The 26,537-nt window shown below is 48.0% G+C and carries 22 protein-coding genes and 2 pseudogenes; 6 read left to right on the top strand and 18 right to left on the bottom strand.

Annotation, left to right across the window (positions count from 1 at the left end; translation table 11 throughout):
- Positions 1-35: 35 nt before the first annotated feature.
- Complete coding sequence (locus QY97_RS19775) at positions 36-1,508, bottom strand: S-layer homology domain-containing protein (RefSeq protein WP_083965753.1); 1,473 nt, start codon at positions 1,506-1,508, stop codon at positions 36-38.
- Positions 1,509-1,820: 312 nt separating this feature from the next.
- Between QY97_RS19775 and QY97_RS21215 the strand changes: the two are divergent.
- Positions 1,821-2,762: pseudogene (locus QY97_RS21215) on the top strand (HAMP domain-containing protein); the annotation flags it as partial.
- Positions 2,754-3,701: a methyl-accepting chemotaxis protein gene (locus tag QY97_RS21220; protein ID WP_456297779.1), complete on the top strand. Its 948-nt coding sequence runs from the start codon at positions 2,754-2,756 to the stop codon at positions 3,699-3,701. The pseudogene QY97_RS21215 and the gene QY97_RS21220, both read left to right, overlap by 9 nt.
- A 95-nt stretch (positions 3,702-3,796) precedes the next feature.
- Here QY97_RS21220 and QY97_RS02570 read toward each other — a convergent pair whose 3' ends face one another.
- The 14 genes and pseudogenes from QY97_RS02570 to QY97_RS02630 all read right to left on the bottom strand — a co-directional run bounded on the left by QY97_RS02570 (position 3,797) and on the right by QY97_RS02630 (position 21,329).
- Positions 3,797-4,234: a MarR family winged helix-turn-helix transcriptional regulator gene (locus QY97_RS02570; RefSeq protein ID WP_039230964.1), complete on the bottom strand. Its 438-nt coding sequence runs from the start codon at positions 4,232-4,234 to the stop codon at positions 3,797-3,799.
- A 33-nt stretch (positions 4,235-4,267) separates the two neighbouring features.
- The gene (locus tag QY97_RS02575; protein ID WP_039230965.1) at positions 4,268-4,744 is read right to left on the bottom strand and encodes a glutathione peroxidase; all 477 of its coding nucleotides are present in this window, start codon (positions 4,742-4,744) and stop codon (positions 4,268-4,270) included.
- A 177-nt stretch (positions 4,745-4,921) separates the two neighbouring features.
- The gene (locus tag QY97_RS02580; RefSeq protein WP_039230967.1) at positions 4,922-6,358 is read right to left on the bottom strand and encodes a flagellin N-terminal helical domain-containing protein; all 1,437 of its coding nucleotides are present in this window, start codon (positions 6,356-6,358) and stop codon (positions 4,922-4,924) included.
- Positions 6,359-6,764: 406 nt separating this feature from the next.
- Positions 6,765-10,214: a pyruvate carboxylase gene (gene pyc, locus QY97_RS02585; protein ID WP_039230969.1), complete on the bottom strand. Its 3,450-nt coding sequence runs from the start codon at positions 10,212-10,214 to the stop codon at positions 6,765-6,767.
- 114 nt (positions 10,215-10,328) lie between these two features.
- Positions 10,329-11,045: a LutC/YkgG family protein gene (locus QY97_RS02590; RefSeq protein WP_039230971.1), complete on the bottom strand. Its 717-nt coding sequence runs from the start codon at positions 11,043-11,045 to the stop codon at positions 10,329-10,331.
- Complete coding sequence (locus QY97_RS02595; RefSeq protein WP_039230973.1) at positions 11,042-12,472, bottom strand: LutB/LldF family L-lactate oxidation iron-sulfur protein; 1,431 nt, start codon at positions 12,470-12,472, stop codon at positions 11,042-11,044. The genes QY97_RS02590 and QY97_RS02595 overlap by 4 nt, the downstream gene beginning before the upstream one ends.
- A gap of 19 nt (positions 12,473-12,491) precedes the next feature.
- Positions 12,492-13,208, bottom strand: a complete 717-nt coding sequence (locus tag QY97_RS02600) for a (Fe-S)-binding protein (RefSeq protein WP_039231025.1) — start codon at positions 13,206-13,208, stop codon at positions 12,492-12,494.
- Between the two features lie 169 nt (positions 13,209-13,377).
- Positions 13,378-15,165 carry an L-lactate permease gene (locus QY97_RS02605; RefSeq protein WP_039230976.1) on the bottom strand — a complete coding sequence of 596 codons (1,788 nt, stop codon included), beginning with the start codon at positions 15,163-15,165 and terminating at the stop codon, positions 13,378-13,380.
- Positions 15,166-15,344: 179 nt separating this feature from the next.
- The gene (locus QY97_RS02610) at positions 15,345-16,064 is read right to left on the bottom strand and encodes a FadR/GntR family transcriptional regulator (protein ID WP_039230978.1); all 720 of its coding nucleotides are present in this window, start codon (positions 16,062-16,064) and stop codon (positions 15,345-15,347) included.
- Between the two features lie 224 nt (positions 16,065-16,288).
- Positions 16,289-17,260 carry a cation diffusion facilitator family transporter gene (locus tag QY97_RS02615; protein WP_039230980.1) on the bottom strand — a complete coding sequence of 324 codons (972 nt, stop codon included), beginning with the start codon at positions 17,258-17,260 and terminating at the stop codon, positions 16,289-16,291.
- A 145-nt stretch (positions 17,261-17,405) separates the two neighbouring features.
- The gene (locus QY97_RS02620) at positions 17,406-18,875 is read right to left on the bottom strand and encodes an aldehyde dehydrogenase family protein (RefSeq protein WP_039230981.1); all 1,470 of its coding nucleotides are present in this window, start codon (positions 18,873-18,875) and stop codon (positions 17,406-17,408) included.
- On the bottom strand, positions 18,872-19,387 hold the full coding sequence (locus tag QY97_RS19445; protein ID WP_052728911.1) for a helix-turn-helix transcriptional regulator: 516 nt from the start codon (positions 19,385-19,387) through the stop codon (positions 18,872-18,874). The genes QY97_RS02620 and QY97_RS19445 overlap by 4 nt, the downstream gene beginning before the upstream one ends.
- Positions 19,361-19,546: pseudogene (locus tag QY97_RS21055) on the bottom strand (DUF6597 domain-containing transcriptional factor); the annotation flags it as partial. The gene QY97_RS19445 and the pseudogene QY97_RS21055, both read right to left, overlap by 27 nt.
- 328 nt (positions 19,547-19,874) lie before the next feature.
- On the bottom strand, positions 19,875-21,329 hold the full coding sequence (locus tag QY97_RS02630; RefSeq protein WP_046128662.1) for a class-III pyridoxal-phosphate-dependent aminotransferase: 1,455 nt from the start codon (positions 21,327-21,329) through the stop codon (positions 19,875-19,877).
- A gap of 151 nt (positions 21,330-21,480) precedes the next feature.
- Between QY97_RS02630 and QY97_RS02635 the strand changes: the two genes are divergently transcribed.
- Positions 21,481-21,918, top strand: coding sequence for a GNAT family N-acetyltransferase (locus QY97_RS02635; RefSeq protein ID WP_039230983.1), 438 nt, complete (start codon positions 21,481-21,483; stop codon positions 21,916-21,918).
- Between the two features lie 138 nt (positions 21,919-22,056).
- On the opposite strand, the gene QY97_RS02640 is transcribed toward QY97_RS02635, so the two are convergent.
- Positions 22,057-22,416: a winged helix-turn-helix transcriptional regulator gene (locus QY97_RS02640; protein WP_039230985.1), complete on the bottom strand. Its 360-nt coding sequence runs from the start codon at positions 22,414-22,416 to the stop codon at positions 22,057-22,059.
- 196 nt (positions 22,417-22,612) lie between these two features.
- Between QY97_RS02640 and fdhA the strand changes: the two genes are divergently transcribed.
- Both fdhA and QY97_RS02650 read left to right on the top strand, forming a co-directional pair.
- On the top strand, positions 22,613-23,845 hold the full coding sequence (gene fdhA / locus QY97_RS02645; RefSeq protein WP_269764093.1) for a formaldehyde dehydrogenase, glutathione-independent: 1,233 nt from the start codon (positions 22,613-22,615) through the stop codon (positions 23,843-23,845).
- A gap of 44 nt (positions 23,846-23,889) precedes the next feature.
- A complete protein-coding gene (locus QY97_RS02650; protein ID WP_039230987.1) occupies positions 23,890-24,309 on the top strand; it encodes a GlcG/HbpS family heme-binding protein in 420 nt (139 codons plus the stop codon).
- Between the two features lie 74 nt (positions 24,310-24,383).
- On the opposite strand, the gene QY97_RS02655 is transcribed toward QY97_RS02650, so the two are convergent.
- Positions 24,384-24,620, bottom strand: a complete 237-nt coding sequence (locus QY97_RS02655; protein ID WP_039230989.1) for a hypothetical protein — start codon at positions 24,618-24,620, stop codon at positions 24,384-24,386.
- Positions 24,621-24,971: 351 nt separating this feature from the next.
- On the opposite strand from QY97_RS02655, the gene QY97_RS19450 reads away from it, so the two are divergent.
- Positions 24,972-26,012 (top strand): S-layer homology domain-containing protein, encoded by a 1,041-nt coding sequence (locus QY97_RS19450; RefSeq protein WP_052728912.1) that lies wholly within the window; start codon positions 24,972-24,974, stop codon positions 26,010-26,012.
- A 114-nt stretch (positions 26,013-26,126) separates the two neighbouring features.
- Here the strand turns inward: QY97_RS19450 and QY97_RS02665 are convergent, their stop codons facing one another.
- Positions 26,127-26,417, bottom strand: a complete 291-nt coding sequence (locus QY97_RS02665) for a transposase (RefSeq protein ID WP_039230992.1) — start codon at positions 26,415-26,417, stop codon at positions 26,127-26,129.
- Positions 26,418-26,537: the final 120 nt, after the last annotated feature.

Genomic DNA, 26,537 nt, shown 5'->3' on the forward strand with positions numbered 1-26,537 from the left:
AAAGCTGACTCACAATGGAGTCAGCTTTTTTGCGTTCATTCATCTAAGGCGCGGAAGAGAAAAGCAGAAAGCTGTGCTCTCGTCACGCTTGCAGTCGGTCTGAAGGTGTTGTTTTCATAGCCTTCTGTAATACCTGCCGCTAGGATTTTTTGAATCGATTCATAGGCTTTCATGCCTGATGCTACATCGCTAAAGGAAACACTCGCTTTCTCCTCTAGCTCGAAGGCGCGAGCTAAAAAGATCGCCATTTGTTCACGGGTCACCGTCTCACCCGGGTGAAACTTTCCGTCTTCAAACCCTTGAATAATTCCCTTCTTATAAGCGGCAGCAATATGCTTGCCTGATTCGCTGGCTGTCGATACATCCGAGAATGGTGTAGTACCTGAACCGAGCGGCAAGTCAAGCGCACGGCTGATCATAATGGCGGCTTGTGCTCTTGTCACCGTTTTGTCCGGTGCGAATGTACCGTCTGGAAGCCCTTGAATAATGCCCTTCTTATTCAAGGAGTACATCTCCCGGTAGAACCGGTGCGCCGTGCTCACGTCAGGAAAGACAAATGTAAGCTTCTCGATATAAGCAGATGGAATGTAACCAGTCTGCTTGCCGTCCATGGTTTTCACCGGAAACCAGACAAAGTGGTTGACGCTGTCTCGTCTTTCGTCGTGTGTGAAGTCGCCATCGATGAGTAAACGAGTAAATTCAGCCAGCTTCTGCTTGCTGCCTGCAGTGCTGTTTTGCTGGCGCAGACCTGCCTCTCCGTCCGTCACCACCACCTTGTCTCCTTCTTTTAAGAGATAAACAGACTCATGTGTCGGCTCTGTTACTATATATTCCTTCTTCAAAAATTGAATGTTTTCCGTGCTGCCTTGTTCATAGCCAAAGTCGGAGGTTGTAAAAGGAAAATCAGCTAATTTCGTGTCACCTAAGAAGCTATTTTTCTCGATTTCAGCGAACACTTCTTCCTGATAGGCGCCTATATTCACCTCGCCTGTCGCTTGCTTAAGCGGACTATTCGTCGGCTTGATGCCGTTATACGCCATCACGGGGAAATACCAGTTCTCGATGACCTGCTTTCCTGCCCCTTTAATTTTGGGCAGATCGGTCCGCTTATACATGTTGTCGAGAATCTCTACCCCTTTTTCAATATTGTAGTAAATATCCGTTTTGAGTCTCTCTTGATTGTAAGCCGTCTGATTTGTAATTTGCATGATTCCGATGCCATTGTCACCGGAAACGACAGCCTTGCCATTGGCCTCGAACTGCTTCCAGTCACCCTTCTCCTGTGTCGCTACGGCTTTTACCACTTCAGGCGGAATGCCTTTATCTAGTGCGGCGCTCGTCAATAAACAGTTCGCATGCTGAAAAGATGGATTTTCTCCTGGCTCTAATTCTCCGTAAGCCGCACATGAACTGGCCCAGTCCGGTATGTCCGCTGAAGCATGTCCCGGCACCGCTAACCCCCCTGCCAGCAGCGCAAGGACGCCTGCCTTTAACCAAAATGATTTCACGTTCCCCTTCCCCTCTCTACCTGTTTGGCAATCTCTTACTATCTTAACACGAGCCTCCAGAAAAAAAGGGCAAAAAGCAAGGAAACTTTCTCTCTGAAACTTAAAAAATAAAAATCATAGCCGATGAATAAGGAGGGTTGACCCGGTGCTTACTACCTAATCAATACACACCGTATCCCGGTCAACTACGAACAAGACAGAAAAGAGGGTATTAGCATGAGGAAGATCTTTACATATTTCAGCCGCCTTCGGCCAAAGCTCATTTTGGCCTTTGCGCTCACATTAATTATCCCTGGTCTCATCATTGGCGCCATGGCTTATTCTACAGCCAGAGAAGCAGTTGAGGAGGAGATTCAGGACGGGTTCAGAGACAGCATTCGCTTGCTCGATTCATCCATTACGGAAACGATCGAACAGAAAGTACATGATGTAAGCACATTTACCGGAAACACCACAGCTCAGCACTTTGAGCAAAAGAACATCCCTGCTTTGCGTCAGCGATTAGCCCAGTATGCTGAGCTCCATCCTGAAGTAATTGGCACGTATATCGGCACGTCATCCGGCGCCTTCATTGAAGAGCCGCAAATCACCGACACATCCACTTACGATCCTAGAACGAGAGACTGGTATAAAGAGGCGATGGACCAGCAAGGAGAGACTGTCATCTCTAAGCCATATCAGGACGTCACAACTGGCAGCATGGTCGTCACCATTTCCCGCACGACCGATGATGGATCTGGCGTCATGGGCGTCGACTTGCTGCTTGATCACGTACAAGGACTTGTGAACCAGCTGGAGATCGGCGAAGAAGGCTACGCATTTCTTCTGGATACTGATCGTGTCACTATGGCTCACCCTACAGTAGAATCAGGAACGGAAATCACCTATCCATTTATCGATCAATTATATAAAGAAGAAAACGGACAGTTCGGCTATGAATATGAAGGAGATGAGAAGCTGGCGAATTTTGCGACGAATGAGCTGACCGGCTGGAAAATCGCCGGCACGATTTCGAAGTCTGAAACCGAAGAAGCGGCCGCACCGATTTTGCGAAAGACGTTAATCGTCATTGCGGTCGCTTACTTGGTCGGTGCGGCGCTGATTTACCTGATTATTAAGTCCATCATCCGTCCGCTGAATAACCTGAAAGAACAAGCGATCACGATCAGCAATGGGGATTTAACAGAACCGATCCAAGTAACAAGCAAAGACGAAATCGGCCAGCTTGGTGAAGCCTTCCAAACGATGCAGCAAAACTTAAAGCAATTAATACGGAACATTGAAGAAAACGCGGAGCAGGTAGCTGCTTCCTCTGAACAACTAACGGCAAGTGCCGAACAGACAAGTACGGCGACCGAACAGGTAGCTGTGTCGATTCAGCAGGTGGCTGGAAATGCCGAGCAGCATTCAAATGGCGCGGAAGAAACGGTTCAGTCGCTGAACGAAGTCTCCACCGGTGTGACTCAAATTGCCGACCATTCTTCTCACGTCGCAGAGCTTGCTCAACGCACGATTGAGCAGGCAGAGGAAGGAGAAAAAGCGGTCACCAGCACGGTTGATCAGATGAAATCGATTCACGCCTCCGTCGCCGAGTCAGATGCGATGATTCAGTCATTGTATGAGCGCTCGAAGGAAGTGAGCGCGATTCTCGATGTGATCACACAAATCGCCGATCAGACGAACCTGCTGGCGTTAAATGCGGCTATTGAAGCAGCGAGAGCCGGTGAAAACGGAAAAGGCTTTGCTGTGGTAGCAGATGAAGTCCGGAAGCTCGCTGAGCAGTCCCAATCATCGGCCAGTGAAATCATGGGCATTGTCCAAGGCATCCAGCAGGATACGAAGAGCTCCGTTGAAATTATGGCCCGTGTCACAGACGATGTGCAGACCGGTGTCCAAATCTCGAATGAAGCGATTGAGAAATTCAATGAGATTCTGCACAGCACGAAGGAGATCACCCCGCAAATGCAGGAAGTCTCCGCCACAGCCCAGCAAATGTCGGCTGCTGTTCAGCAGGTCACAGCGACGACCCATGACTTAACGATGATCGCTAAAGAAAACGCGGCCGCTTCAGAGGAAGTCGCCGCAACGACTGAAGAGCAACTAGCGGCAATGGAAGAAATCTCCGCATCCGCCCGCTCCCTCTCCACCATGGCCGACGAGCTCAAACGGGTGATTGCTTCGTTTAAATATTAAAAGGGGTCTGACCCCCGCCACTTTAAAGCGATAAAGCAAAAGGTGCCTCCCACATCCAACCACGGGGAGGCACCTTTTTATTCGTCATACATAACTCATCCTTGTCTTTCCTTTATCTTCTTCCGCAGTGTATTCAGCTGCGTCATGAGCTGGTCGTATTCCTCCAACTCAATTTGGCACGATTGAATGTCGCGGCTGATCTGTTCGGTGATGGCCGGCTTTTCTTCCCACGCTTTTGGCTCTAGCGAAATATACACCCGCCGCTCATCCTCTTTCGACCGCACCTTCTTCAGCCAGCCCTTTTCTTCCATTCTGCGGATCATCGGTGTTAACGTCCCGGTGCCGAGGTTCAGCCGCTCCCCGAGCCCCTTCAACGTAACATCGTCCTTCTCCCATAGCGCCAGCAGCACTAAATACTGCGGATACGTCAAGCCGAACGGGTGCAGCGCTTTCGTGTAAAGCTTATTGAACTCACTCGCGGCTTCATACACGGCAAAGCAAAGCTGGTTGTCTAACGTTGCGAATTTCTCCAAGCTGTCCACCCCCTTCTGTTGATTCTTTCCCGCTTACAGCACCTTCTCAATGTCAGCTTCAATTTTCTCTGGCTCTGTCGTCGGTGCATACCGTTCAACGACCTGGCCATTGCGGTCTACAAGAAATTTCGTGAAGTTCCACTTAATATTTTTGGAAAGTACGCCTTTCTTTGCTTCCTTTAAATGCTGAAACAACGGATCTGTATTGTCGCCATTCACGTCAATCTTCGCGAACATTGGGAATGTCACGCCATAATTCCTCTGGCAAAATTCCATCGTTTCATCGATATTATCGAATTCCTGGTTATTAAACTGATCACAAGGGAACCCTAAAATCTCCAGCCCTTGCTCATTATATTGATCATACAGCTCCTGCAGTCCTTTAAATTGCGGTGTCAATCCGCACTTGCTCGCTGTATTTACAATTAATAACGGCTTGCCTTCGTAGTCCTTTAACGACTTTTCTTCTCCATTTGTCTGTTTCACACTAAACTCATATACGTTTGTCATTCGTATAGCCTCCTCTATTATATTGAACCATCGGCTTCCTTATATCATAAAGATAAATCGTGTACGATTTAAACGTACACGATTCACATGTTTAGATCAACTTATTTAACTTAAAAACCTATCACCATATTATCTTACTATTTTGAAAACAGATCAAACAAACGGCTTATCAACCTCTTACGACTGAAGCAGCTGCAAAATACGGAATGGTTCCTGATTGGCCTGTGCCATCATCGCCAAGCTCACTTGAGCAAGCAAGGAATGCTTTGTCTGGTTCATGGTCTCCTTCGCCATATCTACATCCCGAATGCGCGATTCAGCAGCGGTCAGATTCTGTGACGACGCGTGCAAGTGGTTCATCGTGTGTTCCAAGCGGTTCTGATAAGCGCCTAGCCGTGAACGGAAGGAAGACACGGTCCCAATTGCTTCATCGAATATCTTAATCGCTGCGGCCGCCTTCTCATGAGTAGAAACATCAAGTGCCACGATGCCGTTCCGGTCACCCTTTGTATAAAAAGCTTCCGCCGTCCCGTCCGCCGACCGCACCTTTCCACCAGCCTGGCCGCTGATCTTCAGCGCATGCGCTCTCATATCCTCCAGTTCCACCGTCATTGTTTGGCCGGTGTTTGCTCCTACTTGGAATGTGAGGCGGTAAGATTGCTCTTTAGGTGACCCTATATGTGGAGGTTGCAGAGCTGTACCTTCTTCGGTTGTCGGCGTATCCGCTCCCTCGCCTGTACTTGACGGAGGTTCAGAGGGATGAGTAGTATCACTGTCACCGACAGGATTGGAATCTTCCTCCCCTATAGGAGAGGGATCGCTGATAGAACCGCTGTCTTCTTGAGATCCTCCTGAATTCTCCCCCTCTAATAATCCGCCTACTACTTTATCCACTGTTTCGACGACCGCGTCTACTGTTCCAGTCACCGTATCTATCAATGTACCACCAATAGATAAATTGATAGACAAACCAGCTGCTTTATTGTCGCTTGTTCTCAATAAACTAGTTGTACTTGCTAACAAAGATGAATTGGTTGTGTGAACTGTTTGGCTACTTATTGTATCGTCCGCCAGCTGATTTGCCGACCGGGGCTCTTCTACTAAAGATCCTCCTTCTACAGCGGGCTGTTGTACCGTGGAAGAACGGCCTAGGCTTTGATTATCAGCCAACATCTGGGTAGTCCTTCGAGTGGAAGCCCCTCCGTTCAAAAGCTTGATCTTATTAAACTCCGTCGTCTCACCGATTCTCGTCACTTCAGCTGTCAGCTGGTTGATCTCCTCTTGAATCGCCTGCCGGTCTACCCCTGTGTTCGTATCATTGGCTGCCTGCACGGCCAGCTCCCGCATCCGCTGCAGAATGGCATGCGTCTCGTTCACGCCCCCCTCTGCCGTCTGAAGAAGCGAAATGCCGTCCTGCGCATTGCGTGACGCCTGCTCCAACCCGCGTATTTGCGCCCGCATCTTTTCCGAAATGGCCAGTCCTGCCGCATCATCAGCTGCCCGGTTAATCCGCAGCCCAGAACTAAGCTTCTCCATGGATCGAGCCTGCGCCGTCGAATGAGTGAAAAACTGATTGTACGCATATAATGCCGCTACGTTCTGATTAATTCTCATATCCTTCTTCTCCCCCTGATTTATAACATCCTTTTTCCCCTGTTGACCTCTTCATTGGAGCGACCGATTCAGACTGCCTGTTACGCTCGATGTCTATAAACGTATGCTTGCTTCTTCCCCTTCTATTCGTATGTTGTTCTTTTCTTTTTATCCCTCCTCTAAAACTTTAAGACTAAGTAAATATTACTAATTCATTATAGCTCAAAGTTTATTTTGTTCTCTATAAAAAACATTCGACAGATATCGCTAAATACGACATTTCCCTTTAACCATTAGAACCAAAAGGTTTTTTTATATAATATTCTCGCTCGAATATTGCAAGAAATACGATTAAATAGTGATTTTCGTTCTTTAAATAGATCAAAAGAAAGCCAGCCGTTCAACAGAACGGCTGGCTGCTCTCCTCTTACTTCTCTAATTCAATTAACAAATCACCAGCGGAGATTGCTTCTCCGTTTTGGACATGGATCTCTTTTACCGTGCCGGCGAATGGCGCCTGAACAGTCGTTTCCATTTTCATCGCTTCTGTAATCATAAGGTGGTCACCCGGCACAACCTTTTCCCCCTTTTCAACGAGCACTTTGATCACGGTGCCCGGCATCGTCGCTGCGACGTGGTTTTCATTTTTAGGGTCGGCTTTCACCTTGGCAATGACAGAAGACTTCACGCTTTCGTCTTTAATCACGACTTCCCGCGGCTGTCCATTCAATTCAAAGTACACAACACGCGTGCCGTCTGCTTGAGCTTGCCCAATCGACACAAGCTTAACAATTAAGGTCTTCCCTGTTTCGATTTCGATGCCAATCTCTTCTCCCAGCCTCATGCCGTATAGGAAAGTCGGCGTATCGAGTACGGAGACATCTCCGAATTGGTCAAACGTTTTAGCGTAATCAAGAAACACTTTCGGATACAGCGCATAGGCAATCACGTCTTGATCCGTTACCTCACGGCCAAGCTCTCGATGAAGCTCTTCACGAAGCGCCTGGAAGTCAACATCCTCCAGCAGCTCTCCCGGACGGACGGTAATCGGTTCCTTCCCTTTCAAAATCACCCTTTGAAGCTCTTTCGGGAATCCGCCGGACGGCTGGCCTAAATAGCCTTCAAACAGCTCAATAACAGAGTCAGGAAAATCGATTTTTTCTCCTCTCGCCAGTACCTCTTCTTCCGTTAAATCATTCTGCACCATAAATAATGCCATGTCGCCGACCACCTTGGATGAAGGGGTGACCTTCACGATGTCGCCAAACATCATGTTCACCCGGCTGTACATGTCTTTGACTTCCTCCCAGCGCTCGCCAAGTCCAACGGCTTTCGCCTGCTGCTGGAGGTTGCTGTACTGGCCGCCCGGCATTTCATGCTTGTAGATTTCAGGATGCGGAGCATTCATACCACTCTCGAAGTCCTGATAATAGTGTCTGACGCCTTCCCAGTATTTCGCTAATTGTTCAAAGGCTTCTGCGTTCACGGATGGCTCGCGCTCGGTTCCTTCAAGCGCATAGCACAGAGAGCCGGCGCTTGGCTGCGAGGTCATTCCCGCCATCGAGCTGGCCGCTACATCCACGACATCCACGCCTGCTTCAATTGCCTTTGCGTACGTAAAGATGCCGTTGCCGCTCGTGTCGTGGGTATGAAGATGAATCGGCAGGTCCACCGTTTCCTTCAATTCAGAAATTAACCGGTACGCTGCCTGAGGCTTCAGCAATCCAGCCATATCTTTAATGCCGAGAATATGCGCGCCCTGGTTTTCCAGCTCTTTCGCCATCTCTTTATAGTATTGGATCCCATACTTAGAACGGGACGGGTCATCAATGTCCCCTGTGTAGCAGATCGCCGCCTCCGCAACTTTTCCGGTTTGGCGAACTGCATCAATCGCTGTTTCCATACCTTGAACCCAGTTCAAGCTGTCAAAAATCCGGAACACATCAATGCCTGCATCAGCGGACTGCTTTACGAATTCATGGATGACATTGTCGGGATAATTTTTATAGCCTACCGCGTTAGAGGCACGCAGAAGCATCTGGAACAGCACGTTCGGCATGCCCTCTCTTAAGGCCGTCAGCCGCTTCCACGGATCTTCCTTCAAGAAACGGTACGAGACATCAAACGTCGCCCCGCCCCACATTTCCACGGAGAACAGCTCCGGCAGAAGCTTTGCCGTCGGTTTTGCAATACGCAGCAGATCATTCGTCCGCACGCGGGTCGCCAGCAAGGACTGGTGGGCATCACGGAAGGTCGTATCCGTCAGAAGCACTTCATTGCGCGACTTCACCCACTCTGCCAGGCCATCCGCGCCTCTTTCGTCCAAAATCTGCTTCGTTCCCGGCTGAGTCTCTTTCGACATATCCACTTTTGGAACGGGCGGGCGGTCAAACAGCGGCTTCTTCTTCTTCTCGATCCCCGGAAAACCGTTGATCGTGACATTGCCGATATAGTTCAGCATTTTCGTTCCGCGGTCCTTCCGTTCTGGAAAGATAAACAACTCCGGCGTCTGATCAATAAAAGACGTATCATAATCGCCTGTTAAAAACTTCTCGTGCTGCATCACATTTTCTAGGAACGGAATATTTGTTTTAATGCCGCGGATACGAAACTCCCTTAAGTTGCGCAGCATTTTGGACGCGGCCTGCTCGAAGGTCATCGCGTGCGTCGATACTTTCACAAGCAAGGAATCGTAATGAGACGTAATGACCGCTCCCTGGAAGCTGTTGCCGGCATCTAAACGGACGCCGAACCCGCCGCCGGAACGGTACGCCATAATTCTTCCTGTATCCGGCATAAAGTCATTTAACGGATCTTCTGTCGTGACGCGTGACTGAATAGCGTAGCCGTGAGTAGAAATCTTCTCTTGGTCTGGAATACCAACTTTCTTGCTATGTAAAGAGTGGCCTTCCGCAATCAGGATTTGTGTCTGTACAATGTCAATGCCCGTCACCATCTCCGTAATGGTATGCTCGACCTGTACGCGCGGGTTGACTTCAATAAAATAGAACTGGTCTCCTGAGACAAGAAATTCAACGGTTCCGGCATTTAAGTAGTCTACGTTCTTCATTAACTGAACTGCCGCTTCACAAATGTCCGTTCTTAATGCCTCGGGCAAGGATACGCTTGGCGCCACCTCTACTACCTTTTGGTGACGGCGCTGCACCGAGCAGTCGCGCTCGTATAAATGAACAATATGGCCTTCGCTGTCTCCAAGAATCTGCACTTCGATGTGCTTCGGGTTTTGTACGAACTTCTCGACGTACACCTCATCATTGCCAAAAGCTGCTTTTGCTTCAGACTTTGCCCGGTCATACGCTTCGTTTACTTCCTCCAGGCTGTTCACAATCCGCATGCCGCGGCCGCCTCCGCCAAGGGAAGCTTTAATGATGATCGGGAAGCCATGCTCCTTGCCGAAGGCAGCCACTTCTTCTAGGCTGGATACAGGACCGTCCGACCCGGGAATCACGGGGATACCGGCCTTCTGCGCCTGTGTTCTCGCCTTCACCTTATCACCGAACATATCTAGATGACGGGACTCCGGACCAATGAAAATGATGCCTTCCTCTTCACACCTTTTTGCAAATTCAATGTTTTCAGACAAAAAACCATAGCCTGGATGAATGGCATCTACTTCGGCTTGCTTAGCAATCCGAATAATATCTTCAATATCCAAATAAGCATCGATCGGTTTTTTTCCTTGGCCGACGAGGTACGCTTCATCCGCCTTGTAACGGTGGTACGATCCCGAATCCTCTTTCGAATACACCGCCACTGTGCGGATATGAAGCTCCGTGCAGGCGCGGAAAATACGAATGGCAATCTCTCCTCTGTTAGCCACCAGCACTTTATTGATCTTTCTCGTTTCATTTCCCATATAAATCACTCCTTGCACCTGATAAAAATAGCTGTTTATTTTTCGGCAGCCTAAAAAATAAACAGCTTCATATATGTTCCACTCACCATTCACTGCCGGAGCGCCCTTCCCGTTTTACTTATCATTGACGATAATATAAACCGCTTGGACGGGCCCATGGACACCTACAATTAAATTCATTTCAATATCCGCACTGTTGCTTGGACCGGAAATAAAGTTCACACAGGAAGGAACATTCCCGCCTTCCTCTACTTTGGAATGAATGTAGCTGGCGACCTGCGTCATCCTTGGAACAATCGTACTCTTAGGAATGATAGCGAAGTAAACAACGGGAAGCAGACTCACTGCCCGTCCTTTTCCTTTATCGCTATACAAAACAACCGTGCCTGACTCTGCGAGAGTCGCATCGCTGAACGTGATACCGATATCGGTAGTCGCTGAAAATTTAAGGCTCGCTTCACCGTCATGGCGGTCCCACACACGCATGGCGATGTCTTCCTTGCTCAGTTCCTCGGAGAGCCGGGACAACCCGAATTCTGCAAAACGGGGATCGTCCCACGCGACAACCGACTTGCCGCCGTATTGCTTAATTAAGCCGGGAATTAGTGCGGGAAGTTCAGCAGAGACCGTTTCATGCACATCTGTATGGATGAGCGCGCATTGCTTTTTCAGCACCTCCGCCAGCTCGTCCTGAGAGGCACTTTTAAGCACTTCCCATTGCGGACGGTGCTCCCACTCCGGCTTCTCAACCTGGCGGCGCCGCTCTCTTCCTAAATTCTTCGCAAGGTTATCGAGAAAAGAGTCACGGTTATGAACTTGACCTGCTGTCATCCTTCTCCCCTCTCTTTCTTTCTCTTTTTATACAAGTCTCTAAATCTGTCTTTCTTCGGTGCCGGGAACTCCCGGATCGCCGTCCAGTTCTTTAACGGACCTGGACCGCTTGAGATTTTGTCCTCTTTCGTAAAGGCGCCTAGCGCGGCAGGCGCAAGCTTCGAACCGATGTTGTACATGGACGGAGAAGCCGTGCCAAGACTGAACGCCTTCATGGACAGATTTTCAAAGGCAGGCGCTTTGCCCTCCTTCTCCACGATCTCCTGGCGGTGGCGAAGCAAATGCTCATGAAGAGGGATCTTTACCGGGCAGGCTTCCGTACAGGCCGCGCATAAAGATGAAGCGTACGGCAGTTCCTTATAATCTTCATATCCGCCAAGAAGCGGTGACAAGACGGCACCGACCGGCCCTGGATAAATCGATCCGTATGAATGTCCCCCCACATGACGATATACCGGGCACACATTGATGCAGGCGGCACACCGTATGCAGTGAAGAATCGATTGAAAGGCCGTCCCTAAAATTTGGGATCGTCCGTTATCGACGATGACAAGGTGAAACTCTTCGGGTCCATCGGCCTCTCCTTCCTGTCTCGGACCCGTTAACGCCGTAATGTAGCTCGTCAGCTTTTGCCCGACCGCTGCGCGGGTAAGCAGGCTGACAAGCACCTCCATTTCCTCCCACGTCGGCACGATTCGTTCCATGCCCATCACCGTAATTTGCGTGTCGGGGATCGTCGTCACCATCCGGGCATTTCCTTCGTTTGTCACGAGAGAAACGGTGCCGGATTCCGCAATGGCAAAGTTACAGCCTGTAATGCCGATATCCGCCTGGAGAAACTCTTCCCGCAGCTTTTCCCTTGCGAACAGCGCCAGCTCCTCCGGCTTCTCGCTCTTGTCATAGCCGAGCTTCTCCTTGAACACGTTCCGAATCTGCTCTTTATTTTTATGCAAAGCAGGCGCAACGATATGAGACGGAGGATCATGGTCATCCACCTGCAAAATCCACTCGCCAAGGTCGCTCTCCACCACTTCGCAGCCGATTTGTTCAAGCGCCTGATTCATATTAATTTCTTCTGTCACCATTGATTTAGACTTCACAATTTTCTTGCCGTTCTTCTTTTTCACGACCCCGGTAATGTACTCGTTGGCCTCTTCGGCTGTTTGCGCGAAAAATACGTGTCCTCCGCGCTTCGTGACATTCTCGCTTAGCTGCTCCAGATAGTAGTCTAAGTTCTCAATCGTATGCGCGCGGATTTCTTCACCGAGCTGCCGCCATTCTTCCCAGTTTCCTAATTCCTCCGCTGCCTTTAACCGTCCGCTGCGGAGACGCCCCTGCGCAGAAGCGACCGCTCCCCGCATAAACGTATCATTCACACCGTCTGCTACCCGCTCTTTAAAGGGCTTCTCCCCTATTTTCATTACCATCCGTAAAGTCCCCCTTTCCTTATTTGCTGTTCAACACCGAAGCGATATGCATGACCTTGATGGGCTTTCCTTTCCGGTCAATCCGTCCGCCAATGTTCATCAGGCAGCCGCAGTCCGCTCCTACTAAAATATCTGCGCCCGTTTCTTCCACGCTCTGCACCTTCTCATCGACCATTTGCTCGGAAATCGGTGTCATCTTCACCGAGAACGTCCCCCCGAAGCCGCAGCAGTTATAATTGTGCGGAAGAGGTTGCATCTCTAAGCCTTCCACATGGCTTAACAGCTTCATAGGCGCTTCTGTCACGCCCAATAGCCGCGTCATATGACAAGAGGTATGGTAGGTCGCTTTTCCATTCAGCTTCGCCCCTACATCTTCCACCCCGAGAACCTCGACGATAAACTGAGTCAGTTCATACGTTTTATCCGCCAGTGCCTGCGCACGCGTTTCCCACTCCGGGTCTCCTTTGAAAATATGCGGGTATTCCGTAAACATGGTAGCGCAAGAGCCGGAAGGAGTGACAACATAATCGGAATGCTCAAATACACGGATCATGTGCTTCATCGATTCCTTTGCCTTCCCTGTGTAGCCGCTGTTATAAGCAGGCTGGCCGCAGCACGTCTGCTTCTCCGGAAAATCCACTTCACATCCAAGCCTTTCTAGAAGCTCTACCGTATCCATGCCGACATCTGTCTGAAAAATATCTATTAGACAAGTTACAAATAGCGATACTTTCATCCGTTTCACCTTTTCTTTCCTGCTAAAAAGCAAAAATGACTTTCTGCTTTCCCTTTTAGCACTCATTTAGCTATTTCCAGTGTAAATCCTTCTCTATATCCAGTCAACAGGTCATCTGATGACTTCTTTTTCAGAGAGGCAGGCTTCCACTTGCAGAAGCCTGCCATTCTTATGAAACCGTCTTTCTCAGCTGTTTCACTTCCAGCCGGTTATGCACCTCTCCTTTTACAATAAAGGTTAAAATGAAGGCGGCAATGATGACCAATACAGCCGTCCCTGCATTCAAGCCAATACCGTTAATGGCAATGTAGCCAATACCTCCTGCGAAAATCACATAGAAGGTCATAGGGATAAGCGTTTTCCTGATCAAGTTTCCTTCCTTGCCGATCAATCCTGCTGAAGAGGAAGCAGCGACGACATTGTGTACGCAAATCATGTTTCCAGCCGCACCGCCGACAGCCTGCAGGGCAACGATGATGGCTGGCGTAGCGAGAATATTATCGGCTACACCGAACTGGAAAAGCGAGAACATCATATTGCTGATCGTATTGCTTCCTGCCGCAAAAGCGCCAATCGCTCCGATGGTAGGTGCAACGAGCGGCCAATAGCTGCCGAAAACAGCTGAAATCCCTTCCGCCAGCGCAAGCGGCATGCTTGTATAGTCAGCTGCATTCACCCCTGAATTAATGAACACCTGCACCATAGGAACAGCGAATATTAAGGCCGCCATGGCGCTCACAACCGTTTTGAAAGAATCCTTCACCGCACGTCCATACTCTTTCATGTTCATTTTAAAGATCAAAATCGATAGAAGCGAAACGGCAATGAAGACCACTCCAGGAATATTTAACGGCTTGGATTCCACTGTAATGAGCGTACCGAATACGTTTTCAAAGCTTACGACCCACGATTGAATCCAGCCTGCAAACGGCAAGTAGGCGACACGCGTCACGATCAATAATACAGCCACCAACAAATAAGGAAGCCATGCGGACATGAACGAAATCTTTTTCTTCGGTTTCTCTGCATCATCCACCTGCAGCGAGCCTGTCCAAGCCGGATCCCATTTGGAGGCATCTTCAAAATCCCATGTCTTCTCAGGGATGAACCACCCTTTCTTCGCAGCCGGCACGACGATCGCTAACCCGACTAAGCCGCCAATCAAGGACGGAAACTCCGGTCCAAGAAGATTAGCTACTAAGGCATATGGAATCGTGAAGGCTAGTCCGGCAAATATAGCAAACTTCCAAATGGCCAGCCCTTCTCCGATCGACTTGTTTTTGCCAAAGAAGTACGTCAGCATAGTCACCATGAATAGCGGGATAAAGATACCGATGACACCATGGATCAGGGCGACTTGTCCCCCAATCCCATTTACGTAAGCCTCCATTGTCGTGCCCTGCTCCGCTACGTAGCTTTGAACTAACGGAGAGTCCTTTAATCCCGTATTCACACCGACTAAGATCGGCGTTCCGACAGCTCCGTATGAAACGGGCGTAGACTGCAGGATAAGCGCCACCATCACCGCTCCCATAGCAGGAAAACCGAGGGCCACTAAGAGCGGTCCCACAATCGTAGCAGGCGCTCCCCAGCCGGCTGCTCCTTCCAAGAATGAGCCGAACAGCCAGCAAACAATGATCGTCTGAACACGGCGGTCGGGAGAAATGCTCGTGAATCCCTCACGAATGGTCAAGATTGCGCCGCTTTCTTTCAGTGTATTCAATAAGAGAAGAGCGCCAAAAACGATCACGCCGACTTCAAGTGCTGTAATGATCCCTTTAAAGCTGGCCGCTGCCACCTGATTTCCCGGCACATCCCATACAAGGATCGCCATCAAAATCGTCACAACGAGCGAGACAGGCATCGCTCGCTTAGCCGGCCATCTTAAAATAACTAAAAATAGAAATACAGAAACAATTGGCAGTGTTGCTAATAAAGCTAGTACCCCAGTACTCAATTTCCTCTTTCCCCTTTCGTAGTGAAAAGTCTCCTACCCTTCTATTCGTTCAGATCAACAGGTCATCTGATGACCTTACTATGTATCTAGTATAATTAAAACGCTTTCACTGCACAATATTATTTTTTAACTATTTTTATAATTAGGCCCAACCACTAATGGCTAGACCTTCCATGAATTTACATGTCGAGCTCGGTGAGATACTTCATCAGCACTTCTTCCACGCTTTGAAGATGGCTAAGCATCAATTGCCGCGCCTTGGCTCCATCCCTCATCTTAATGGCCTCATAAATGCTCGCATGCTCCTGCGTCAGCCGCTCCAGTGTAGACTTTTTCGAATACAGCCATAGCCTGCGTGTCTCTCTCATCGTCGTGACCATCATCTCTGATACGTTGTTCATGAGGCTGATTAGCAAGTCATTTTGAGAGGCCTTGGCGATTGCCATATGAAAGCGGAAGTCGGCTTCTTCGCCTAGCTCCTCATCATTCGCGCCCTTCATCTGCTCCAAGGCAGCACTGATTTCAGCCAGGTGCTCCTCCGTCCATCTTGCGGCTGCCGCTTCTACCGCCCCTACTTCCAAAATCCGGCGCACTTCAAGAAGGTTCTTCACATCCTCCTTTTTCATTAAGACAGCGATATGGACAGGCAAGGACAGCATGTTCGGGTTAAATGCCCGGACGTATGTCCCTTCTCCCTGGTGCATTTCCAAAAGCCCCATGGCCCGCAGCGCACTGAGCGCTTCCCGGACAGCTGAGCGCCCCACCTGAAAATTCTCCGCCAGCTGCTGCACGGAATCCAGCTTATCTCCCGGCTTTAACTGTCCGGATTTAATCATGCTTAAAATTGCCTCCGCTACTTCCTCGTATATTTTGCGCGGCTTAATTCGTTTATAATTCAACCCTGTTCACCTCAAGTAATATATGTATACTTCTATAGTACCATCGTTCCATCCATGATACTAACCCGCAGAAGGAGAATCCTGTTAGGGAAAAATCTCGACATCTCCGTATTTATTATAGAAGCTATCCAGCGGCCGCTCAAAAACAGAGGGACTTCAAGCATTTCTAAAAAGATATGCCCTCTTATCAACGAAATCCGCTGTTAAGAGGGCGGTATGGCTGCCTACTTCTTCGGTCTCTTCCACGTAGCCACGCGGTCATCCTCATCAAACTCAATGATCACGTCCATCACATTCGGGATCTTCTCCTTGATCTTGCCTTCAAGGTAATCCCTGACGTCATCCGCTTCTTTAATCTTCATCTCCGGATCAACCTCGATCTTAAGTTCAATGTGAAGGCTGTCTCCTTCTTTCACGACGTCCAAGTCTTGAATGTCACTCACTTTCGGATGCTCTAGCACTTTGGCGCCGATTCGCTCCTGCAATTCCACATCCGCTACACCGAGCGCTCCGGCGGCGTTATCCAAGAAGATTCGGCCCACCACAACGATGAGCATCAGCCCGATAATAACTGAAGCATAGCCGGTCGCGCTGTGAAATGGCGTATATGTCGCCAAAACAATCGCAAGCAAAGCAAGCAAAGCCCCAAAGACGGCGACATTGTCCTCTAAAAATACAAGCTTCGTTGCCGGTTTGGCGTTCTTTACATTCTTATAACTTTCCGGAATAATCTTCAGCCCTTTCACCTGTTCCGGCGGCAAGTGCTCGGTAATCTCGCGCATCGCCCGGTACAGGACGATGGCTTCTAGAATAGCGGCCGCTCCAAGCACACCGATATTTAGCCAAAACCAGTCGGTCGTATGCGTCGCTGAGTTAATATGATGAATGCCTTCCACGATCGTCTCATACGCCAGCACACCGACCACAAGCACAGCCCCTAACAGAACGAGGTTGACTAAGCGGCCAAACCCGCCCGGAAACCGTTCCGTCGGCGCTTTCTTACTCAGTGCTGAGCCCACGTACACGAAAAACTGGTTCGCCGCATCCCCGAAGCTATGCATCATTTCCGCGAACATCGCGACGTTCCCCGTCAGAAGATAAGCCGCCGTCTTAATGAGCGCCACAATTGTATTCACCACGGCGGCCCATAGCGCCGACTTGCTTCCAAATTTCATTAATCGAAAAAGCTCTCCCACGCGATCTGCCCCTTTCAACTTTTCCTTATCATCTCTTTTATTCCCAATTGGCTTCCATTGGAAACGCCAAGTATGAGGCAGGGGGGCGTCGTTCCATAGAAAAAGAGACCCTAGCCACGCTAACGTCTCTTTCAAAAACTCTTATTTAAAAAGGAAATGGCCGTGGCTCCTGCTGAACGGACACCCAGCGCTGAGTCGTAAATTCATCTAAAGACCATTCACCGCCATAACGGCCGAGACCTGATGACTTCTCCCCGCCAAACGGAATATTCGATTCACAGTTGACACTTTGGTCATTCACATGAATCATTCCCGTCTGGATTTGGAGAGCCACCTCTACGCCGTGGTCTACATCCTTTGTGAATACGGACCCGCTTAAGCCGAAGTCGCTGTCGTTCGCAATGTTAATCGCCTCTTCTTCGCTATCCACCGGTATAATCGCAGCGACTGGCGCGAACTGTTCATTTTGTGCGATCGGCATATCGTTGGTCACATCCTTCAGAATGACCGGCTCCATTAATGTGCCTGATACGCCCCCGCGCTGAATGCATGTCGCCCCTCGAGCAATCGATTCCTCAATCCAGCCCTGCACCTTATTCACTTGCCGCTCATTGATTAACGGACCGACAAACACGTTCGGATCGGCTGGATTCCCTGCCTGTATGAGCTGCGCCTTTTCCTTAAAGGCCTCTACAAATCGATCGTATACGTTCCGGTGCACAATGATCCGGTTCAGCGACATACAGATTTGGCCTTGGTGCAGAAACTTCCCGAATACCGCCGCGCTGGCTGCCTGCTGAACATCCGCATCTTCAAGCACGATCATAACATTATTGCCTCCTAGCTCTAAGGCGGCGCGCTTTAAATTCCTTCCGCAAATCTCACCGACCCGGCGGCCCACTGCTGTGGAGCCTGTGAAGGAAATAACCTGCGGGATCGGATGCTCAATGAACGCATCACTAACCTCTGCAATATCTGCTACGACGACATTCAGCACGCCTTTTGGCAGCCCGGCTTCTTCAAAAAGGCTCGCGATAAACAGCCCGCCGGAAATGAACGTTTGAAGGTCCGGCTTCACGACAACACCGTTTCCAACGGCCAAAGCAGGTGCGATCGCGCGGATGGATAAATAGAGCGGGAAGTTAAACGGGCTGATGACGCCCACGACCCCGACGGGCAGCCGATACACACGATTTTCTTTATTCGGGATAATGGAAGATACCACTTTCCTGTTCATCTTCAGCGGCAGCTGTGAGAACTCACGAATATCTCCAATGGAAAAATCCACTTCCGCATTCGCTTTCGCGTGGCTGCTGCCGGTTTCAGCGACTAGAATCTGTACAATTTCCTCTCTGCGGCTCTCTAATACCTCCGCTGCCTTTTCCATCATCTTCACCCGTTCTTCAGGACTCACCTTCTGCCACGCCTTCTGCGCCTTGGCAGCTGATTGATAAGCCGCATCAATGTCTTTCACGGAGGCGAGCTGAATGTTCACCAGTTCCGATTGATCAAACGGATTCTTGTTGCTGTTTCGGTTTTGGCTGTTTCCTTCCTGCCATTGTCCTCCTATGTACTGCTTCGACCATTGACTAAATGTTTTCGTTAACGTTGTCATACAATCCCTCCTATATCATAAGCTTCATTCACTAGTAGCTTCTTTAACTGGCTCGGCGGCAGCATATTAAACCGTTTAAACTCACCGATAAAATGGCTCTGATCGTAATAACCGAGCTCATCGAGGACATCCATTAAATGAAAGTCACGGCGGTACATCAGGGTCTGCAAGGAATTTTGCACCCTCACAATCTGGCAAAACAGCTTCGGCTTCATGCCGATAAACTCTTCAAACTTCCTTCGCAGGTACCTGTCCGAATAGCCCGTGTCCTCTGCTAATTCTTTAATGGTGATGTTTCCTTTGTGTGTGTAAATCTTCTTCACAGAGTAGTCAATGAACTCAGGGACGGCCTGTTCCTCCCTTGTCACAGCCTGTATAAATTCCATAAACACGCGAATTCTGTCTGTAAAGGAGGTTTGTTCGCAGATGTTCTCCACAATAGAGGAATCGGCTAGAACCAGTTCTAAAAGGGGAAGCTTCTTATCCGTGATTTCGCTCACCGGATAGTTCATAAACCTCCTTCCTTGTTCAGGCAAAAGACGTACAGCGAAATGCTCATATCCGGCCTCAAAGTGGATCGACCGGCTGTTCAACACACTTCCGTATATACTAGCGCTAGGACGATTCGGGTTGCAGCAAAAAATAATTTCCATGCATCCATCAGGAAAGACAAGAACTGGAACGTCGGAAGGATCATTCTTAAATTAATAAAATAACAAAATATTTTGATTATTGTTCTTTGAGAATTCCCTATACTCCAAGTAGTGAGTGGCCATGGACTGTAATCGGGGCTGAAGAGGAAAGTAATTGAAAGCAGTCCCTTTTCCTTCTGAAGCGTCTTTGAACATCCATTTACCCCCAGATAGAAGTTTTCCTTTTAACTATTTATACAGCGGCGTGAGATCTCCTGCTTCATTTAGACCCGCCCTTCCTAAAAATTATGAGGAAAAGGCGGGTCCTTAATGTTTGAAAAGGTTAAGGGAACGGATCAGCTGGTTCTTAGGCCTGTCCGACTTCTTGGCCCTGGTCCTGCTGCTGCCATTCGCCGCTTTCTAAATACGTCAGCGCGTAATCAAGCGCATCCATCGCCTTATCAATATCTTCCTTGCTGACATTGAGAGTGGCGCCGATTCTCATCGTATTCGGCATCACACCGCCAATCAGCACACCCTTTTCGATCGCTTTATTGAAAATGACTTGTGTAGGAATCTGGCTAAGGTCAGTGCCATGTGAGAAATTACGATCCAATGGTACGTAAGGCTTGTTCGTCTTTGGATCCACCAGCTCTACAATCCACAGCACGCCATATCCGTCGAAGCTGCCGATGCTTTTATGCTTAGCCTGCAGAGCTTCAAACTTTCTTCTCATATATTCGCCGGCTTGGCGAGCCTTCTCAACGAGCTTCTCTTCCATCATGACTTCTAAATTGGCACAGACAGCCGCCATCGCCACCGGGTGCCCCGCATACGTGGAGACCGTTTCCCAGCGGTGCTTGTCCATAAATTCGGCAATCTCTTTGCTGACAACAACACCCGCTGCCGGCAGCGAAGAGCTGGAAATGCCTTTACCAAGCGTAATGATATCTGGCTGAACACCATAATGCTGATAGCCAAACCATTTGCCTGTCCGGCCGAATCCCGTCAATACTTCATCGTTAATCCAAAGCACGCCAAGCTCTTTTGTCATTTTCCGGATTTGTGGCACGTATTCGAACGGATGCATCGCTGAGCCTGCCCCTTGCGATACTTCTGTAATGACCGCCGCGACGGATTCAGGACCGTAGTTTTCAATCATGCGGCGTGTATATTTCACGCTTAACAATTCTCCGTTTTCATCCTTCAAATAGTTGCCATTCTCGTCTCTGAATGCCTTAGGGGAAGGAGCCATGACAACCGAGCTGTTATAGGAGCCAGGGATTTGGAGCGGCGGCGTATCTGCGTCTTTTCCAACTAACCCGCTTCGATACCCTCTTAACCGAGTAGCTGCACCGGCCCCGTTCGTCCAGCCGTGGTAGCCGTGCTCATGGCTGAAGATTAATGGACGGCCTGTATACAACCGGGCGATATTTAAAGCGGTTTCCACTGCCTCGCTTCCCGTACTGACGAACCGAATTTTCCCTGCCCATTCTTCTTCTCCGAGGATATCTTCCATGATCAGCTTGGCCGCTCTCGCCTTGTAATCCGACACATACGCATCCCACACAAAACCATACCGATCCAGCGCTTCCTTCATCGCCGCATTCACTTTCGGATGCTTCTGACCGACATTCACACAGTAAAGCTGGTTGAAAAAATCTAACAGCTTTGTGCCGTCCGGCATAATTAAATAGTCGCCTTCCGTTGATTCAATCGGCACCGGCTGATATTCATCCTGCGTATTAGACACCCTAATTAAGTACTTCTCATCCCACTCCTGCACTTGCTCCCAATTAATCTCTTGTTTTTGGTTCGTCATATGATCTTTTCCTCCCCTTACAAGATTATAGTTTTCTGATTATTAAGAATATATCATGCGTGACGGGGTGATTATAGGAAAAAACGGAACTGGATTACTTATCATCCTTTTCTTTTGCTAGAATAAAAAAGAACTACATAAAGGGGAGAGGATGAAATTGATCACAATCGAAGAACTTCGCACAGAAGAAGAAGTGGTGCAGATCTTTCCGCTCATGAAAGACTTGCGTCCGTATCTGGATGAAGCGCGCTTTCGTGAGATTTGGCGCACGATGCAGCCCGATGGCTACCGGATTTATGCGATGTATGACGATGGGGAGCTTGTCGCCTTCACCGGGATCCAAATTCGAATGAATATGTATTACTTCCGTCACGTATTCGTGCACGAGCTCGTCACAAGCGCCGGCCGACGTTCCAAAGGGTACGGCGAGAAACTGCTGACGTTTGTCCATGAATGGGGACGAGAGAACGATTGTGTCACCGTTGCCCTAAAATCCGCGCTGACACGAGATGCTGCCCATCGTTTTTATGAAGAAAAAATGGGATATGACCGCTTTTGCTACTCCTTCAAAAAAGAACTGGTGGAATAGAAACAAAGCATACAAAGGGTTAACCTTGCCGCCCAAGGCTGACCCTTTAGCGACTCAATAACCTGCTGTCCTCATCTGCCTCATTCTCCCAAAGAAAAAGAGCGGCCTCCTTCGGCTACTCTGCCATTTTTCCTTCCCTTATTTAGTGAAAGACTTTATATTCTCCTTCCCCCAATCGTACATCGCTAACACAATGGGTATTAAGCTCTGCCCTAGTTCCGTTAGCGAATATTCCACTCTTGGAGGAACTTCAGCGAATACCTTCCGATGAACGATACCGTCTTCTTCTAACTCTCTAATCTGGGTTGTTAACACCTTATGGGTGATCTTTGGAAACAGCCGTTTAATTTCACTAAACCGTAATGTCCCTTCCGTTCCTAAATAGTAGATGATCGTAATTTTCCATTTGCCGCTAATAATGGGTAGGGTCAACTCCTTTTCACAATTAAATTCGCCCTTCCCAATTTTCTTTCTGACTTCTCTCCGTAACTCATCCATTAAACGCCTCTCCCTCCCCCTGGTTCTTAAAAGTAACCTTTTAGTAACCATCTCAAAAAAAAGTGCGTTCTTCCAAAGAAAAGAATTGTTATTTAGAATAAATTTAAGGTAGAGAATATTTTTACTAAACTTCTATGAAACCTCCTGAAAACTCTATTAACATGAAAACAAAGATCTCCTATTTGAGAGAAATAGAATGGAGGAAGGAAAAGTGGCAGGAAACAGAGCGGTAGTATACAAAGGTGCAGGACGTGTAGCTGTTGAAGACATTAGCTATCCAGACTTAATTTTGAGAGATGGGCCAGGGGTAAATCCTTTAAATGTCGGCCGTAAGTGTGATCATGGGGTCATTGTAAAGGTCGTTACCACTAATATTTGCGGAAGCGACCAGCATATGGTTCGCGGCCGGACGACGGCTCCAGAGGGGCTTGTTCTCGGTCATGAGATTACGGGGGAAGTCATTGAAGTAGGACGCGATGTTGAATTTATAAAAAAAGGCGATCTTGTATCCGTTCCATTTAATATTGCTTGTGGCCGTTGCCGCAGCTGTAAAGAACGTAATACACATATTTGCGAGAATGTGAACCCTGATCGTCCGGGCTCCGCTTACGGTTATGTAGATATGGGCGGCTGGGTTGGCGGGCAATCCGAGTATGTTATGGTTCCCTATGCGGACTTCCAACTGCTGAAGTTTCCAGATAAAGACCAGGCCTTAGAAAAAATTCTTGATTTAACGATGCTGTCTGATATTTTCCCAACAGGTTACCACGGGGCGGTAAGCGCTGGTGTGAAGCCTGGTTCGACGGTATATGTGGCAGGGGCTGGTCCTGTCGGCTTGGCGGCTGCCCATTCTGCTCAGCTTCTAGGCGCCTCTGTGGTGATTGTGGGTGACTTGAATAGCGAGCGGCTTGCCCAAGCGAGAAGCTTCGGCTGTGAAACGGTCAATCTCAGAGAACATCCAAACCTTGGAGAGCAAATCGAACAGATTTTAGGTGTGCCAGAGGTCGATTGTGCCATTGACTGTGTTGGTTTTGAAGCCCATGGACATGGCGCAGGGACTGGTGAAGCACCGGCTACGGTATTAAACTCCATTATGGATGTGACCCGTGCCGGGGGCCAGCTTGGTATTCCGGGTCTATATGTGACAGGTGATCCAGGCGCAGTCGATGAAGATGCAAAAGCCGGCACCTTAAAGGTTCGTTTTGGGCTTGGCTGGGCGAAAGCACACACCTTCGTAACGGGCCAAACACCGGTGATGAGATATCACCGTGACTTAATGATGGCCATTCTAAGCGGAAAAGCGCAAATTGCGAAAGCTGTCAATGCCACACTGATTTCCTTAGATCAAGCACCAGCTGCCTATGCTGAATTTGACCAAGGAGCTTCCAAGAAATTTGTCATTGATCCTCATGGCATGTTGAGCAGATAAGGCATGTCCCTATCAAGTAATCTAAAATAAGGAGGCTCCTTCATATGAGTAAAATCACATTAGATGTAGCGAAACAAATTATTGCAGTTGCGGAAGAAGAAGCGAAAAAAATTGGCGTGTCTATGGTGATTTCCATTGTAGACGAGGGCGGAAACCTGATTGCGACTCACCGGATGGATGATGCGTGGTTAGCGAGCATTGACATTGCCCAAAATAAGGCTTGGACGTCTGTCGCGTTAAAAATGCCTTCGGCCAACTTAGCCGAGGCAACGGTTCCGGCAGCTGAACTGTATGGGTTGAACACAACCAACAATGGACGCCTAGTCGTGTTCGGCGGCGGCATCCCTCTTGTCCGTGATGAAAAAGTAGTAGGAGCCGTGGGAGTGAGCGGCAGTACGGTGGCTCACGATGTTCAAGTAGCAGAGGCGGCTGTTCAAGTATTTAATAATAAAGTACACGTATAACCAATATCCAATTCGATTAAGTTTCAAGCATTTGTCTCGGAGAGTCAGTCCCCTTTTACTGACTCTCCTCTTTTTTAATGGATAACCGAGTGTAGACGTTGCTCCAGGGAATGAATCCCCCTTTTTAACTCACGTAACTGATCATTTAACAATTCCACTTTATCCGCTGTCAGCTCATGATTCGCCGCATACTCGGCAATCGCTCTCATCTCATAGAGCTTCGCCTCTATTTTAGCTAAAATACAATCTTGGTCTTTTGCCCATTGGAGTTGTTGTTTTAGGAATTCTTTTTGTTGTTGGTCTTTATTCATGGCGTTCCTTTCACTTAAGAATTTTTATAGGCACCTAGAAGAGATAAGCACATAGATATCATCGGCTAGTTAAACAGGCATTTTAATTATAAAACAAGCATGTTTAATCTTTATCAAAGTCCCTAAGTCACCTAAACAACTAACCTGCTTTTTTCAGCCTTTCATCCATCATTCAGCGACCTCGATAAGAAAGCCGAAAATTAAGATTACCTTTCTCACCCCTAACAAACTAAAATTATAGTTCTAATATAATAAATCATATAACTAAAAATAGGCATATAGTTGTGCGCATACCGATATGCGTGTACAATATTAATATTATTTGAAAATTATTGAAATGGAGGAAATGAAGTGAAAAAGATATCTTTCACTATTTTATTAACCCTAGTTTTAGTTGTAACGACACTTGGTACGGAACCATCGGCTTCATCTCGATTTAAAGATGTTCCTTCAACTTATTGGGCAAGCAAACAAATTGAATACTTAGCTGATAAAGGTATTATTAATGGGTATTCAAATGGTTCCTTTGGATTGCATGATAAGGTAACAAGAGCTCAAGTAGCTATTATGATGGCAAGGGCGTTGAAATTAAATACTAACAATCCTACAAATCCCGGCTTTAATGATGTTCCAACTAATTTTTATGCCTATAAAGAAATTGCCACTTTAACAAATGAAGGTATTTTTCCTAACAACGGAAAATTCGAGCCAAATCGTGCTATTACAAGAGGGGAAATGGCCTTGGCACTGACAAGAGCCTTTAAACTGAAAGGTACATATATGGGAGAAATTTATGACGTGGCTCAGCACACAGAATTGTATCGAGCGGTGGATACAATGGCCGCTAATAAAATCACCACTATTGATGAAAAAGGGCAATACTTGCCAAATGATAAACTTACACGCGTTCAATTTTCCGTGTTCTTAGCAAGAACAATCGATCCGAAATTCAGGCAATTAGCTATTCAAAAAGACTTCTTGGCTAACGCGGCTAATGGAAAACTCGGTATTTGCTCTGTTCCATTCCATCATACAAAAACGATCAGAGACATCCGTTCTAAGCTAGGGAATCCACGTGAGGAATTTGGTGGTATGGAATTCTCTCAATTCTATGGTCGTTGTGCTTACTCCGTTTCAGGGGACTATGAGAAAGACTATATCTATAAATATAGTACTATGACATCTATAACATTCTTGCCTTTTGACCCAGATCTATCTTTGCGAAAAGTAGAAAAGGTTATAGGAAAGCCAAGTGATAAATTTTATGACGATGGAAGTGCCGACTTAGAAGGTTGGAACTATATGTACGATACTGGCCGCTATACTGTACTTATGAATGCCGAAGGTTTATATTCTCCAGTTCAATACATTGAGCTTTGGAAGAATCAATAGAAAAGAGACAGTCTCCTATTCCTAAAGGAGACTGTCTCTTCACGTTGTTGAAAAACAACTTAGTCAAGAAAACCCTGGTGAATTCTCACCGGGGTTTTCACTTTTTTTAAATTGTTAAATGGAATCTTCTATAATATGAGAAGTGAGGTGGAGACCAATTTTCTGTAAAGAGCGGAGTTTGGCCCACTTTTTCAAGTTTTGTATGATGGCAGTCATCAAAACTTGCGTTTTCACTTTTTGAACTCCACGGTAACGTGCATAGCGCAGACCGTGGAGTTCTTTACTGTGTGCAAAGCTTAATTCAACGGTGGATGGCCGAACAGAACGCAAGATTTTTCCCCGCAGAGACAGGCGCTGCTGGCGCAGTTCATTATACGTCTCCTGATGAATGGATAGACGAAGCACCCGGTCTTCTCCCGGTTTTTTCGCAAATGGGCACCCCGCAAGGGCAAGCGTAAAGATCTTCCTTTATTCGGCGGAATTGAGTCCGGCGGCACTGTGGATGTTCCTTCACGGGTATTCGGC

Source organism: Bacillus thermotolerans, from assembly GCF_000812025.2.
In the GTDB taxonomy this organism is placed as follows: Bacteria; Bacillota; Bacilli; order Bacillales; family Domibacillaceae; genus Quasibacillus; species Quasibacillus thermotolerans.